This window comes from Citrobacter sp. wls613 (assembly GCF_005281195.1).
GTDB classification, from domain to species: domain Bacteria; phylum Pseudomonadota; class Gammaproteobacteria; order Enterobacterales; family Enterobacteriaceae; genus Citrobacter; species Citrobacter gillenii.
The window spans coordinates 48,740-63,249 of record NZ_SZXN01000058.1; the positions used below are offsets into that span (position 1 = coordinate 48,740).

At 53.4% G+C, this 14,510-nt stretch carries 12 protein-coding genes; 6 read left to right on the forward strand and 6 right to left on the reverse strand.

Annotation, left to right across the window (positions count from 1 at the left end):
* The 4 genes from thyA to rppH all read right to left on the reverse strand — a co-directional run bounded on the left by thyA (window position 1) and on the right by rppH (window position 4,672).
* Window positions 1-795: a thymidylate synthase gene (gene thyA / locus FDX01_RS13320; protein WP_096755850.1), complete on the reverse strand. Its 795-nt coding sequence runs from the start codon at window positions 793-795 to the stop codon at window positions 1-3.
* Between the two features lie 6 nt (window positions 796-801).
* Complete coding sequence (gene lgt, locus FDX01_RS13325) at window positions 802-1,677, reverse strand: prolipoprotein diacylglyceryl transferase (RefSeq protein ID WP_115257571.1); 876 nt, start codon at window positions 1,675-1,677, stop codon at window positions 802-804.
* A gap of 205 nt (window positions 1,678-1,882) precedes the next feature.
* Window positions 1,883-4,129, reverse strand: a complete 2,247-nt coding sequence (ptsP, locus tag FDX01_RS13330) for a phosphoenolpyruvate--protein phosphotransferase (RefSeq protein WP_137363186.1) — start codon at window positions 4,127-4,129, stop codon at window positions 1,883-1,885.
* Between the two features lie 12 nt (window positions 4,130-4,141).
* Window positions 4,142-4,672, reverse strand: coding sequence for an RNA pyrophosphohydrolase (gene rppH / locus FDX01_RS13335; RefSeq protein ID WP_003825602.1), 531 nt, complete (start codon window positions 4,670-4,672; stop codon window positions 4,142-4,144).
* Between the two features lie 684 nt (window positions 4,673-5,356).
* Here rppH and mutH point away from each other — a divergent pair.
* The 4 genes from mutH to FDX01_RS13355 all read left to right on the forward strand — a co-directional run bounded on the left by mutH (window position 5,357) and on the right by FDX01_RS13355 (window position 8,352).
* Window positions 5,357-6,049: a DNA mismatch repair endonuclease MutH gene (mutH, locus tag FDX01_RS13340; protein WP_137399912.1), complete on the forward strand. Its 693-nt coding sequence runs from the start codon at window positions 5,357-5,359 to the stop codon at window positions 6,047-6,049.
* Window positions 6,050-6,127: 78 nt separating this feature from the next.
* On the forward strand, window positions 6,128-6,841 hold the full coding sequence (locus FDX01_RS13345) for a TerC family protein (RefSeq protein ID WP_096755846.1): 714 nt from the start codon (window positions 6,128-6,130) through the stop codon (window positions 6,839-6,841).
* A 144-nt stretch (window positions 6,842-6,985) separates the two neighbouring features.
* Window positions 6,986-7,204: a lipoprotein YgdR gene (gene ygdR / locus FDX01_RS13350; protein ID WP_000758660.1), complete on the forward strand. Its 219-nt coding sequence runs from the start codon at window positions 6,986-6,988 to the stop codon at window positions 7,202-7,204.
* Window positions 7,205-7,311: 107 nt separating this feature from the next.
* Window positions 7,312-8,352 carry an NADP(H)-dependent aldo-keto reductase gene (locus FDX01_RS13355; protein ID WP_137399913.1) on the forward strand — a complete coding sequence of 347 codons (1,041 nt, stop codon included), beginning with the start codon at window positions 7,312-7,314 and terminating at the stop codon, window positions 8,350-8,352.
* 102 nt (window positions 8,353-8,454) lie between these two features.
* Here the strand turns inward: FDX01_RS13355 and lplT are convergent, their stop codons facing one another.
* Window positions 8,455-9,648 (reverse strand): lysophospholipid transporter LplT, encoded by a 1,194-nt coding sequence (gene lplT / locus FDX01_RS13360; RefSeq protein WP_137399914.1) that lies wholly within the window; start codon window positions 9,646-9,648, stop codon window positions 8,455-8,457.
* Window positions 9,641-11,800 carry a bifunctional acyl-ACP--phospholipid O-acyltransferase/long-chain-fatty-acid--ACP ligase gene (gene aas / locus FDX01_RS13365; protein WP_137399915.1) on the reverse strand — a complete coding sequence of 720 codons (2,160 nt, stop codon included), beginning with the start codon at window positions 11,798-11,800 and terminating at the stop codon, window positions 9,641-9,643. The genes lplT and aas overlap by 8 nt, the downstream gene beginning before the upstream one ends.
* A gap of 603 nt (window positions 11,801-12,403) precedes the next feature.
* Between aas and galR the strand changes: the two genes are divergently transcribed.
* A complete protein-coding gene (galR, locus tag FDX01_RS13375; protein WP_137399916.1) occupies window positions 12,404-13,432 on the forward strand; it encodes an HTH-type transcriptional regulator GalR in 1,029 nt (342 codons plus the stop codon).
* 13 nt (window positions 13,433-13,445) lie between these two features.
* Window positions 13,446-14,456 (forward strand): LacI family DNA-binding transcriptional regulator, encoded by a 1,011-nt coding sequence (locus FDX01_RS13380; protein WP_137399917.1) that lies wholly within the window; start codon window positions 13,446-13,448, stop codon window positions 14,454-14,456.
* The last annotated feature ends 54 nt before the right edge of the window (window positions 14,457-14,510 follow it).

Here is a 14,510-nt window from a genome sequence, read left to right on the forward strand (position 1 = left end):
TTAGATAGCAACCGGCGCTTTAATACCAGGGTGCGGATCGTAACCTTCAATCTCGAAATCATCGAAACGATAGTCGAAGATAGAGTCAGGCTTACGCTTGATGACCAGCTTCGGCAAGGCACGCGGTTCGCGGCTGAGCTGCAGGTGCGTTTGCTCCATGTGGTTGCTGTACAGGTGCGTATCGCCGCCGGTCCAGACAAAATCACCGACTTCAAGGTTGCACTGCTGCGCCATCATATGGACCAGCAAAGCATAGCTGGCAATGTTAAACGGCAGGCCGAGGAACACATCGCACGAACGCTGATACAGCTGACAGGAGAGCTTGCCGTCTGCCACATAGAACTGGAAGAACGCATGGCACGGCGCCAGCGCCATCTTATCCAGTTCGCCTACGTTCCACGCAGAAACGATAATACGGCGAGAGTCCGGATCATTCTTCAGCTGGTTAAGCACCGTGGTGATCTGATCAATATGGCGGCCATCTGGCGTTGGCCACGCGCGCCACTGTTTACCATAGACCGGGCCCAGATTGCCGTTTTCATCTGCCCACTCATCCCAGATAGAAACGTTGTTTTCGTGCAGGTAGGCCACGTTAGTGTCGCCCTGCAAAAACCACAGCAGTTCATGAATGATAGAGCGCAAATGGCAGCGTTTAGTGGTAACCAGCGGGAATCCTTCCTGCAGATTAAAACGCATCTGATGACCAAAAATGGAAAGCGTTCCGGTTCCGGTACGGTCGTTTTTCTGTGTGCCTTCATCCAGCACTTTTTGCATCAGTTCTAAATACTGTTTCATGATTCCTCAGGAAGCGTGTTGCTGTGGGCTGCGGCGGTACGCCCAAACCATCATAATGATACCGGCGACAATCATCGGGATAGACAGGATCTGCCCCATGCTGATGTACTGTACCCATTCGCCGGTAAACTGCTGATCCGGCTGGCGGAAAAATTCAACGATGATACGAAACGCGCCGTAGCCAATCAGGAACAGACCGGAGACCGAGCCCATCGGACGCGGTTTACGAATGAACAGGTTAAGAATGATAAACAGCACCACGCCTTCCAACGCCATCTCATAAAGCTGAGACGCGTGACGAGGCAGCGAACCGTAGGTATCGAAAATAGATTGCCACTGCGGGTTGGTTTGCAGCAGTAAGATGTCTTCGGTACGCGAGCCCGGGAACAACATGCTATATGAGAAGTTCGGGTCAACGCGTCCCCACAGTTCGCCGTTGATAAAGTTGCCCAGTCGGCCCGCACCCAGACCAAACGGAATCAAAGGAGCAATGAAGTCAGAGACCTGGAAGAACGAACGCTTGGTGCGTTTGGCGAAGATAATCATCACCAGGATCACACCGATGAGACCACCGTGGAATGACATTCCGCCATCCCAGACGCGGAACAGATACAGCGGATTATCAAGGAACAGCGGGAAGTTGTAGAACAGTACGTAACCGATACGCCCACCGAGGAACACCCCGAGGAAGCCTGCATAGAGTAAGTTTTCAACTTCGTTTTTGGTCCAGCCACTTCCTGGGCGATTAGCGCGGCGCGTCGCCAGCCACATCGCGAAAATAAACCCCACCAAATACATCATGCCGTACCAGTGAAGTGCGACGGGTCCAATTGAGAAAATGACCGGATCGAATTCCGGAAAATGCAGATAGCTACTGGTCATCTGTCACCACAAGTTCTTGTTATTTCGCTGAATTCAGACAGCAATTGATAAGCGCGCCTGTATGATACAGGCGCTCCGAAGGTGCGAATGATAGCACAAGGGGATCACCACGCATGCCGGGAAGATGTAAAAGATCTGTATAGTTAAGCCAGACACCAACAGGGATGCCAGATGAAACAGTGATGATCAGGCCGACAATTCAGACTTACAGCCCCCCGCGAATCAAACCGCCCATACCGCGGCGTTCCATAAATGCCGCCACCTGATGGCGCACTTCCGTCGCCAGTTGCGCTTCCAGGCTGCGCTGTGCCAGCGTTTTCGCTTCATCAAAATCGATGTGGCGCAGCAGATATTTCACTCGTGCCACAGAACGACCGTTCATTGATAAGTGGCGAAAACCCAGACCGATTAAAATGGTCACACACATTGGGTCACCCGCCATTTCGCCGCACAGGCGTAAATCGATGCCGCTTCTCTCGGCTTCCTGGGCAATCATCGCCAACGCACGTAACATCCCAGGATGTAGGCTGTCATAAATGCTGGCGACCCGCGTATTGTTACGATCGACTGCCAGAATATATTGGGTCAGATCGTTGGTACCCACCGAGATAAAATCGACCCTGTTCGCCAGATGCGGCAGCATAAAGACCATCGACGGGACTTCCAGCATGATGCCGATACGCGGTTTCGGGATCGCGTAGCCGATCATCTCTTCCACTTCGCGCCCGGCGCGCTCAATCAAGCGCCGCGCTTCGTCAACTTCATCAATACTGGTGACCATCGGCAGCAAAATACTCAGGTTGCCGGTTGCCGCGTTGGCACGCAGCATTGCGCGGACCTGGATCAAAAAGATCTCCGGCTGATCGAGCGTAATGCGGATCCCGCGCCAGCCAAGGCACGGATTCTCTTCACTGATGGGCATGTAAGGCAGTTGCTTATCAGCCCCGACGTCCAGCGTACGCAGAGTCACCGGCTTGTCGTTAAACATTTGCAGCATGCCCTGATACTGGGCAACCTGTTCTTCTTCTGACGGAAACCCGCTTTGTAGCATGAACGGAATTTCGGTGCGATACAGCCCGATGCCGTCGATCCGGCTTCCCAGTTTTTGCTCGTGTTCCGGACTCAGCCCGGCGTTGAGCATCACCTTAACGCGCTCGCCGCTTTTCAACTGGGCTGGCTGGTTAACGTCATCTTCTGCCAGGCGACTGAGTTCAATCTCTTCACTGATAAGTCGCTGATATTCCTGAATCAAAACCGGTTCAGGATCAACCAGCAGCTCGCCGCGATAACCGTCCACCACCAGCGTACGGCGGTGGAGTACCGACGGCTGGATGTCGGCCCCCATCACAGTCGGAATACCCAGCGCGCGCACCATAATTGCCGCATGGGAGTTGGCAGCGCCGTCTCTGACCACCACACCAACTAGTCGGTCCTGCGGAAGCTCTGCCAGCGTGGTCGCGGAAAGCTCATCTGCCACCAACACGAAACGTTCCGGCCAGGCATTTGGCCCCTGAATCGAATCGTCAAGATGGAACAGCAGACGCTGGCCGAGCGCACGTAAATCCCCGGCCCGCTCTTTGAGATAGTTATCACTGAGGGCGGCAAACTGTTCAGCGAACTTCTCGATAATCGTTTTAACCGCCCACTCCGCCACCGAACCGTTGTCCACTTCTGCAAACAGCTCGCGGCGCAGACGGGTATCGGAAAGCAGGTGCGAGTAAAGATCGAAGATCGCCGCCGTCTCTTTTTGTGCTCCCGCCGTAAAGCGCTTACTGTAGCGGCGGAATTCATTGGCGGCTTCTTCCAGCGCCTCAGTCAGTCGTTCGCGTTCTAGTACCGGATCCAGCGTTGACGCCTGATACACCTGCTCCATCAGCGGCAGCGTGGCATCCTGCCAGCCTTCGGCAATCGCCACGCCGGGTGCGGCAGGCAACGCACGAATGCGCGTTTGCCGGTATTGACCAAACAACGCGGTGAGCTGCGACTGAGAAAGAATGGCGGCCATTTGCGTGGCGAGCGTCACCAGGAATGACTCTTCGCTTTCATCGTACTGGCGCAGTTCACGCTGCTGGACCACCAGCACACCCAATAGCTGGCGGCGCTGAATGATCGGCACGCCTAAGAAGGCGCGGAATCGCTCTTCTTTTACTGAAGGGATGTATTTGAAGCTGGGGTGTTTTTGCGCATCGGCGAGGTTAATCGGTTCCGCCAGCCTGCCAACCAGGCCAACGATACCTTCATCAAACGCAAGCGCAACGGTGCGACCGCGTGGTTTTTTGAGTCCCCGGGTCGCCATCAGGTAATAACAACGTCGGTCGTGATCGGCCAGATAAACCGAACAGACCTCTGTATCCATCGCAAGACAGATGTCGGTAACCAGAATATTCAGCGCCTCATTAAGACGCGGAGCACTGGCCACCTTTTCGACTATTTCGCGCAGGCGGGTGAGCATAATTTGCGTAGCTTAACCTCTTTTACGTCTGTACGCAGGTGCGCTTTGCGGCTTTGGGGTACTCTCCTGAAGCGCCATCACAACACTTGCGAATTCTTTCATCACCCTGCGATAGACATCGCGTTTAAATGACACTACCTGTCGAACCGGATACCAGTAACTCACCCAACGCCAGCCATCGAACTCGGGCGTGCTGCTGGTTTGCATATTGATCTCAGCATCGCTGCTTACCAATTGCAGAAGGAACCATTTTTGTTTCTGGCCGATACAAACCGGCTTCGTGTCCCAACGCACCAAACGTTTCGGTAACTTGTAACGCAACCAGTTACGAGTAGAAGCCAGGATCCGCACATCTTTACGACTGAGGCCCACTTCTTCAAACAGTTCCCGGTACATCGCCTGCTCTGCTGTCTCTCCCGCGTTTATCCCACCTTGCGGGAATTGCCAGGAGTGCTGACCAAATCGCCGGGCCCACATGACCTGCCCCTGGCGGTTACAAATTACTATTCCTACATTCGGGCGGTAGCCATCGTCATCAATCACCGGACTACCTCAACATAAACCTTATATATAAACGATTGTTTCACACTCCTGAGAGGCGGTAAACCACTGTGTTAAGCACACGAGACTCTAATAACAATTGAATAACTCACAGCAAAGGACTGAGTTATAAACAGAGGTAGGCTGAGTTAGGCGATTTTATTCACCTTTTCTGTGGATATAGTTGTGAAGAAGTACGGAATTACTATGGGAAAACCCGGAACAGTCTGAATATGACCTTTGTCACATATAAAAATTAGTCGTCTATATTCATTGAGTTAAAAGCAAATACTGTCACCTAACACACAGAAATGTGATGTACATCACGCATACGATCCTCGAGCTGATGAAAGATCAACCAGTGTTGGTTTTATCCACAGATTGTGCCAATAAGTTAGGCACAATTTGTGTGAAAATTCGATTTTCGTCGCACGTCAAGGCTGTAAATTGAAACAGTAGTGGGGGTTTTTCACAGTTATCCCATCTTTCTGTGGATAACATGGTGTAAGATCCTGTTCATTGTCAGTGACCAGAATTGGAAAACCTCATCGGTTGTTGCGCAACTCTTGATTATGAAATTTAAAAATCAATATAAATCAGATAATTGAGTAAAGCTTGTGGAAAAAGATAAACTCTGTCCACTCGGTATAAAATCATTGCTCATTTTTTCGCCTAAGGGTTAACTCAATGTCAGAACTCCAGCCACTGCTTTCTCCCCCTGAATCCGAAGCCCTGCTGCTTGCCCAGGCACGGCGGCTTTCGGGCTACACGTTAGGGGAGCTGGCGGCAATGGCGGGGATTGTAACCCCCAACGATTTGAAACGGGACAAAGGCTGGATCGGCGTACTGCTGGAGATCTGGCTCGGCGCCAGCGCTGGCAGCAAGCCGGAGCAGGATTTTGCGGCGCTAGGCGTAGAGCTGAAAACGATCCCTGTGGACAGTCTTGGCAGACCGCTGGAAACCACCTTCGTTTGCGTAGCACCATTAACCGGCAATACCGGCGTAACATGGGAAACCAGCCATGTCCGCCATAAACTTAAACGTGTGCTGTGGGTACCGGTGGAAGGGGAACGCAGCATCCCGTTAGCCCAACGTCGCGTAGGATCCCCGCTGTTATGGAGTCCGAATGAAGAAGAAGACCGGCAATTACGCCTGGACTGGGAAGAATTGATGGACATGATTGTGCTGGGCCGCGTCGAACGCATCACCGCCCGCCATGGGGAAGTGTTACAGCTACGCCCAAAAGCCGCCAATGCGAAAGCGCTAACCGAAGCCATTGGCGCGAATGGTGAGCCAATTCTGACCCTGCCACGCGGTTTTTATCTAAAAAAGAACTTCACGCGCGCACTGCTGGAGCGTCATTTTTTATTCCAGACGTAATAGGCACAGCCCGGCCTTTCGCCCGCCGCGTTACGCGCCTATAATTAGCGCTTCTTTTTTTTGGCAGGACTTTGTTCGATGTTATTTGCATGGATAACCGATCCTAACGCCTGGCTGGCGCTCGGTACGCTGACGCTGCTGGAGATCGTTCTAGGGATCGACAATATTATTTTCCTTTCTTTGGTCGTTGCTAAACTCCCGACCGCACAACGCAGTCATGCCCGACGTATCGGGCTGGCGGCAGCGATGATCATGCGTCTGGCACTACTGGCGTCTATCGCCTGGGTCACGCGTCTGACCAACCCGCTGTTTGAGGTGTTTGGCGAGGCGATCTCAGCGCGTGACCTGATCCTTCTGCTTGGTGGATTGTTCCTGATCTGGAAAGCCAGTAAGGAGATTCATGAGTCTATAGAAGGTGAAGAAGAAGGGCTGAAAACGCGCGTATCCTCGTTCCTCGGGGCAATTGTGCAGATCATGTTGTTAGACATTATCTTCAGCCTGGACTCCGTCATCACCGCAGTAGGCTTGTCCGATCATCTGTTTATCATGATGGCGGCGGTAGTTATTGCCGTCGGCGTGATGATGTTTGCGGCACGCCCGATTGGTGAATTTGTGGATCGCCATCCCTCAGTAAAAATGCTGGCACTCTCTTTCCTGATCCTGGTCGGCTTCACGCTGATTCTGGAAAGTTTCGATGTGCATGTGCCGAAAGGGTACATTTATTTCGCCATGTTCTTCTCTATCGGTGTAGAGACCCTGAACCTGTTGCGCAATAAAAAGAACCCGCTCTGACCCCATCAGTCGCTCCCCCGCAAGGGGAGCGACGACCCACATCACCTTTTCTTCTCACAGATTAAGATTTTACTGCTTTCGCCCGGCATAACTTCGCGTTATTACTAAACTAGTGTCAGACGCAGGCCACGTGAGGATAAATAGATGAAAAAATGGGCAGTTTTAATTTCCGCGGTAGGATTGGCTTTCGCCGTTTCTGGATGCAGCAGTGATTATGTGATGGCGACCAAAGATGGTCGGATGATCCTGACCGACGGTAAACCCGAAATTGATGATGATACCGGTCTGGTGAGCTATCACGACCAGCAAGGCAATGCGATGCAGATTAACCGCGACGACGTATCTCAAATCATTGAGCGTTGATGGTTGAGGTCAGCCTCGCTGCTGACCTTAACAATTTTGCTTCCCTTTTTCCCTTCCCTCAGCCATTTTTATAATCCTTATGTTGTGATTATAAAAAGGAAACGGCTATGCAATATCACCGTATACCCCACAGCTCGCTGGAAGTCAGTACACTGGGGCTGGGCACAATGACGTTTGGTGAACAAAACAGCGAAGCCGACGCACATGCACAGCTTGACTATGCCGTAGCACAAGGCATCAATTTAATCGACGTTGCCGAGATGTATCCGGTCCCGCCACGCCCGGAAACCCAGGGCCTCACGGAAACCTACGTCGGCAACTGGCTCGCTAAACACGGCAGCCGTGAAAAACTGATCGTCGCCTCAAAGGTCAGCGGGCCGTCGCGTAATAATGACAGCGGCATTCGCCCGAATCAGGCGCTGGATCGTAAAAACATTCGCCAGGCACTGAACGACAGCCTCAAACGCCTGCAAACCGATTATCTGGACCTGTATCAGGTTCACTGGTCACAGCGCCCAACCAACTGCTTTGGCAAGCTGGGCTACAGCTGGACAGACTCCGCTCCGGTAGTCACTCTGCTGGAAACGTTGGAAGCGCTAACTGAATTTCAGCGCGCCGGGAAAATTCGCTATATCGGCGTGTCCAACGAAACCGCATTTGGCGTCATGCGCTATTTACACCTGGCGGACAAACACGACCTGCCGCGCATTGTCACTATCCAGAACCCCTACAGCCTGCTGAACCGTAGCTTTGAAGTGGGACTGGCGGAAGTCAGCCAGTACGAAGGCATTGAACTGCTGGCCTACTCGTGCCTGGGCTTTGGCACATTAACCGGTAAGTACCTGAACGGCGCGCAGCCTGCCGGCGCACGCCATACGCTGTTTAGTCGCTTCACGCGCTACAGCGGCGAACAGACGCAAAAAGCCGTCGCCGCCTACGTAGATATCGCCAAACGCCATAATCTGGACCCGGCGCAGATGGCACTGGCCTTTGTGCGTCGCCAGCCGTTTGTCGCCAGCACCCTGCTGGGGGCGACAACTATGGAACAGCTAAAAACCAATGTCGAAAGTTTGCATCTGACGTTAAGCGAAGAGGTACTGGCAGAGATTGAAGCGGTGCATCAGGTCTATACCTATCCTGCACCGTAACGTGTAGTGCCGGATGGCGCTACGCTTATCAGGCCTACAAAAACAAGCTGTACTGTAGGCCGGATAAGGCAACGCCGCCATCCGGCAACAGCACGTAACAGGCTAATGGCGACGTTGCCAGATCCACAGCGCCGTAATCGCCAGCGCGAACAGCCCGCCAAAGCCAATTCCGATAGCAACTGCCGGAATGCCCACCAGCACCGCCAGCGAGTAAATACCGAGCATCAGCAGCATGGCGCTGTTTTCACCCAGATTTTGCACCGCGATGGCATTACCCGCGCCGACGCTTTTTTTGCCTCGTTCCTGCAATAACGCATTCAGCGGCACAACAAAGAAACCGCCCAGCACACCAATAAGCATCAGCAGCCCATAGGACGGCAACAGCGCATGCTGCAGAGATAAGAACAGTACGCCGACGCCAATCAGGATCCCCGCTGGCATACAGCGAGACACTGTCTCCAGCGTGACCAGCTTCGCCGCAGCACCCGCGCCAACAACAATCCCAATTGCCACCATCGCGTTGAGATAGGTCGGTGTGGCGTTATCGGTAATCCCCAACGCTACCGGCACCCACAGTACCAGCAGAAAACGCAGCGTCACCCCCGCGCCCCAAAACAGGCTGGTTCCCACCAACGAGAAACGCGTTTCACCGTTGCGCCACAACGAAGACGCCGCGCAGAAGAAGCTGCGCGTCATTTTCCCCAGATGCCACGACTGACCAGGACGCGCGGCAGCAAGCTTCGGGATTGACAGGTTAGCCACCACCGCACCCGCATAGGCCAGTGCGCAAACCGAGAGCGCGGCTATCACATGCCAGTCGGCAAGCACACCGCCAGCCACCGAGCCCAGCAGAATAGCAGCGATGGTTGAGGCTTCCATCAGACCGTTAGCTTTCACCAGTTTATCGCCGGTGGTCAGTTCCCCGAGAATGCCATACTTGGCCGGTGAATACGCCGCCGCGCCAACGCCCACTAGCGTGTACCCCAGAAAAGGGTTAACACCGAAGCAAATACTTGCCGCCCCCAGCAGTTTGAGACCGTTGGCGAACATCATCACTCTGCCTTTGGCAAAGCTGTCCGCCATCTGCCCGACAAAAGGGGCGAAAAGAATGTAAGCACCCACAAACACCATTTGCAGGATCGGCTGGCTCCAGTCCGGATAGAATTGCTCTTTCAGCAACGCCAGGGTGGCAAACAGCAGTGCGTTATCGCCAAACGCCGACAGAAACTGCGCGGCGATAACGGACATCATCCCTTTGGACCAGATTGAAGTGTTAGTGTGTACTGACTCACGCATGTTGTTGTTCCGGTTCATCAACCCAGCTTTTCAGCGTTACAAAGTCCGGCTTACCGCTGCCGAGGAGAGGGAGTTGCTTCAGGTGGCGAATATCACGCGGCACGGCGAGCTCAGGGATGCCGTGGGCCCGCGCATGCTGCAGCAGTTTTTCACGCGTCAGCTTGCTGTCAGTGGTGAACAACACCAGCGCCTCACCTTTGCTGGCATCACTCTTGATAGCCGTGGCGTGCATTTTGTCAGCAGAGACCGCCAGCGCCAGCTGCTCCACCATTTCCAGCGATACCATCTCACCAGCAATTTTCGCAAAGCGCTTGGCGCGCCCCTGAATCTGCACAAAGCCGTTCTCGTCAAAACGCACAATGTCACCGGTGTCATACCAGCCGCGCTCAACCTCGCCCTGTGCATTTTCTGCCGTCGGCACTTCCAGTACACCCGGTTTTTCAACGCGCAAATAGCCGCTCATAATGTTCGGACCTTTCAACTGCAAACGTCCGCCGTCTTCAATGCCTGGAACCGCCAGCAGTCGGGCATCCATACCGGGCAGAATACGCCCTACCGTGCCTGATTTTGCCGCCATCGGCACGTTAATCGACACCACCGGCGCACATTCCGTCACGCCATAACCTTCAAGCACACGCAACCCAAACTTCTCCTGCCACAGTTGCTTTGTGGTGTCCTGCAGCTTTTCAGCTCCCGCTACCACGTAGCGCAGGCGGTGGAAATCATAAGGATGGGCAAAGCGCGCGTAGTTGCCGAGGAACGTCGAGGTGCCAAACAGCACGGTGCAGTTTCGGTCATACACCAGCTCCGGCACAATGCGATAATGCAGCGGGCTGGGATAGAGAAAGACTTCGGCACCGGTCAGGAGCGGCGTAAACAGCCCCACCGTCAGGCCAAAAGAGTGGAACAACGGCAGCGCCGACATAAAGCGATCGTCGGCGGTGAAGTCGGCAATGGTTTTAATTTGCTCGACGTTCGCCAGAATGCTTTTGTGGCTGTGCACCACACCTTTCGGATGGCCCTCAGAGCCGGAGGTAAAGAGGATCACCGCAGCTTCTTCAGGCTGCTGCTTCACCTGAGCCAGGTGCGGCATCAGCAGATGAGAGAAAATCCACACTTTATCGTTAAAGGTAACATCGGCTTTTAAATCTTCCAGGTACACCCAGCGCACCTGGGTAAGCTGTTCCGGCAGATGCCAGAGTTTGCCTTTGTCGAGAAACTGGCGGGAGGTAAAAATCGTTTTGATTTCGGAGGCGGTAATGGCGCTGGTCAGCCCTTTTACGCCCGCCGTGTAGTTCATCATGGCCGGAATACGTCGACGGGCAATAGCGCCAAAAATCACAGCCGCGCTAATCCCCGCATTGGGGAGCATCAGACCAATCTTCTCACCTTCTACGCTGTATTTTTCCAGAATACGGGCAACAAACAGCGTTTTGGTCAGCAGTTTGCGATAGCTGTCCGGGGTAAAGTTAACGTCTTCAATGCAGTTTTTTCCTGCGCCAAAGCGGTACTTCGCCGCCAGCAGAGACTCATACAACGTCTCACGCGGTCGTACGGCCATGCGCGCTTCCATCATAATCTGGTGCAGCATTTCACCGGCCATCTTGCGGCGATCGCGGGCGCGCGGCGCTTCTGGCATCGGTAACTGCGTAGGCGGCAGGATATGTAGCTGAATGCGTGGGAAGAAACGTCGTTTAACTAAACCTTTCAGGCGGCTAAAGTAGCTCAGCTCAGCGCCCTCAATGCGCACTGGCACCACCGTCGCGCCCGATTTCGCCGCGACAAATCCGGCACCGTCATAGATTTTCATCAATGAGCCGGTGGTCGAAATACGGCCTTCCGGGAAAATAACCACCGGACGTCCCTGCTCAACCAGGCGAACCAGATGCTTAATTGACATCGGTTTAGTGGGGTCTAGCGGCACGAAATCAATCAGCGGGGTGAGCCAGCGCATGTACCATTGCTGGCTGATCGAGGTATAAACCGCAAAGACCGGGCGAATAGGCAAAAACAGCGCCAGCAGCATACCGTCGATAAAAGAGACATGATTGGGAGTGATTAAGACGCGCTCTCCCCGTAGTGCACTGACATCGCCCGTAAGGCGAACGCGGAAAAGCACGCGAAACACATTGCGAAAAAACCCTAATAGCATTTCAACTCCCTGTACCATCAATTATCTAAAGATGAATGGTGGCAGATTATACGAGTTGTGGGGGAGGCGCGACAGGTAAATAGAGTCCGAAAAAAGAGGCGAAAAAAAACCTGCGCATCCGCGCAGGTTGGTGCAAGAGACAGGTACGAAATGCGTACCGAATAATCTCACCAATCAATACCTCTGGGATCTTGATTGTGGTCGCCACCGGGCCGATACGCCAGTCCGAAAACGCAAAGGAATGAACCCAAGTGCAACCAGTTGTGTAAATTATCGCTTACTGTTACAGATGCGCGTAAAGGCAAAAAAAAAACCTGCGCATCTGCGCAGGTTGGTGTAAATCTTGTGATCAACCCGAAAGCTGATTTCACCTATCAATACCTCTGGGATCTCAACTCTAGCAATCCTGTCTTTCTCCTCGCCAGCGAACAATCGCAACAGGTCATCGCAAAGTGTAAGCAAAGATTTTCATTCTCTCTTTCTGTCTTACTTCGCTCGTGTGCGCTCACATTTGCGCAGTCCTGATGGGCAATCTGCTTGAACAACCAGCCATTTTCCGTAACACTGACGGAATGTAAGCGTTTACCCACAACAGGTACTATCATGGCGACTATAAAGGACGTAGCCCAACTCGCTGGTGTATCAGTCGCCACCGTTTCTCGCGTGATCAATCATTCCCCTAAAGCCAGCGAAGCCTCCCGCCTGGCTGTGATGAGTGCAATGGAATCACTCAACTACCACCCTAATGCCAATGCGCGTGCGCTGGCACAGCAATCCACCGAGACCGTCGGTCTGGTGGTGGGTGATGTGTCCGATCCATTCTTCGGGGCAATGGTTAAAGCTGTCGAGCAGGTGGCCTATAACACGGGTAATTTTTTACTGATTGGTAACGGCTACCATAACGAGCAGAAAGAACGTCAGGCGATTGAGCAACTTATTCGCCACCGCTGCGCGGCTCTGGTGGTTCACGCAAAAATTATCCCGGACGCGGAGCTGGCGTCATTAATGAAACAAATCCCCGGCATGGTGCTTATCAATCGCATCCTGCCTGGCTTCGAACAGCGCTGCGTTGCGCTTGATGACCGTTACGGCGCATGGCTGGCAACCCGCCACCTCATCCAGCAGGGCCATACACGCATCGGCTACCTGTGCTCTAACCACAGTATTTCTGATGCAGAAGATCGTCTGCAGGGCTATTACGATGCGCTGGCAGAAAGCAACATCCCGATCAACGATCAGCTGGTGACCTTCGGTGAACCGGACGAAAGCGGCGGTGAGCAGGCGATGACGGAACTGCTGGGACGTGGCAAGAACTTCACCGCTGTCGCCTGCTATAACGACTCAATGGCGGCAGGTGCTATGGGTGTATTAAATGATAATGGCATCGATGTACCGGGCGAAATATCACTGATCGGTTTTGATGATGTGCTGGTTTCCCGCTACGTGCGTCCACGGCTGACGACGGTACGCTACCCAATAGTAACGATGGCAACCCAGGCCGCCGAACTGGCGCTGGCGTTGGCCGACAACCTTCCGGCACCGGAAATAACGCATGTATTCAACCCTACGCTGGTCCGTCGACATTCCGTTTCGACGCTGACAGAATCAGGGAATTCTTCGTCAAAGGATTAATCAGGATAGCGTCATGACAACGATGTTGGATGTTTCTCGTCATGCTGGCGTATCAAAAGCGACCGTTTCGCGTGTGCTGAACGGAACGGGTCAAGTCAAAGAAAGCACGCGCCAGAAAGTCTTTAATGCCATGCAGGCCTTAGACTACCGCCCTAATTTTTTGGCGCGTTCGCTGGCGAATCGCACCAGTAACAGCATTGGCCTGGTGGTTTCCACATTCGATGGCTTCTATTTTGGCCGTCTGCTGCAACAGGCTTCACGCCAAACCGAATCCCACGGCAAACAGCTGATCGTGACCGACGGCCACGATACGCCGGAGCGCGAACAGGAAGCGGTACAAATGCTGGCCGACCGCCAGTGCGACGCCATTATTCTTTACACCCGCTATATGAGCGAAAAAGCGATTATGTCGCTGATGCATAGCATTAATATGCCACTGCTGGTCATTAATCGCGATGTCAGCCAGGCCCGCGACCGGGCAATTTTCTTTGAACAAGAAAATGCGGCGTATCAAGCGGTAAGTTACCTGATTTCACAAGGCCATAGCGATATTGCCTGTATCACCGTCCCGCACCATACCCCGACCGGTAAGTCACGCCTGATGGGTTATCGTAAGGCGCTGGAAAAGCATGGTATTCCCTGGGATCCCGCGAAAGTTAAATACGGTGATTCTACGATGATGAAAGGCTTCGAGGCCTGCCGTGAATTGCTGGAGGAAGGGGTGATTTTCAGCGCCCTCTTTGCCTGTAACGATGATATGGCATTAGGTGCCTCAAAAGCATTACATCAGGCCGGGCTGAAGATCCCGCAGGATGTATCGCTGTTTGGTTTTGATGATGCCCCCAGCGCCAAATGGCTGGAGCCGGGGCTGTCGACCGTCTATCTGCCGATTGATAGCATGATCACCACGGCCATCGACCAGGCCGTCCGCCTGGCGAACGGTGAGAACGTTGAACCTATCCCGCCATTTACCGGCACGCTGGTATTGCGGGATTCGGTCACAACCGGGCCGTTTTACGAATAGTGCCGGGATACATTCGTGCATATTTGTAGGCCTGATAAGCGTAGCGCCATCAGG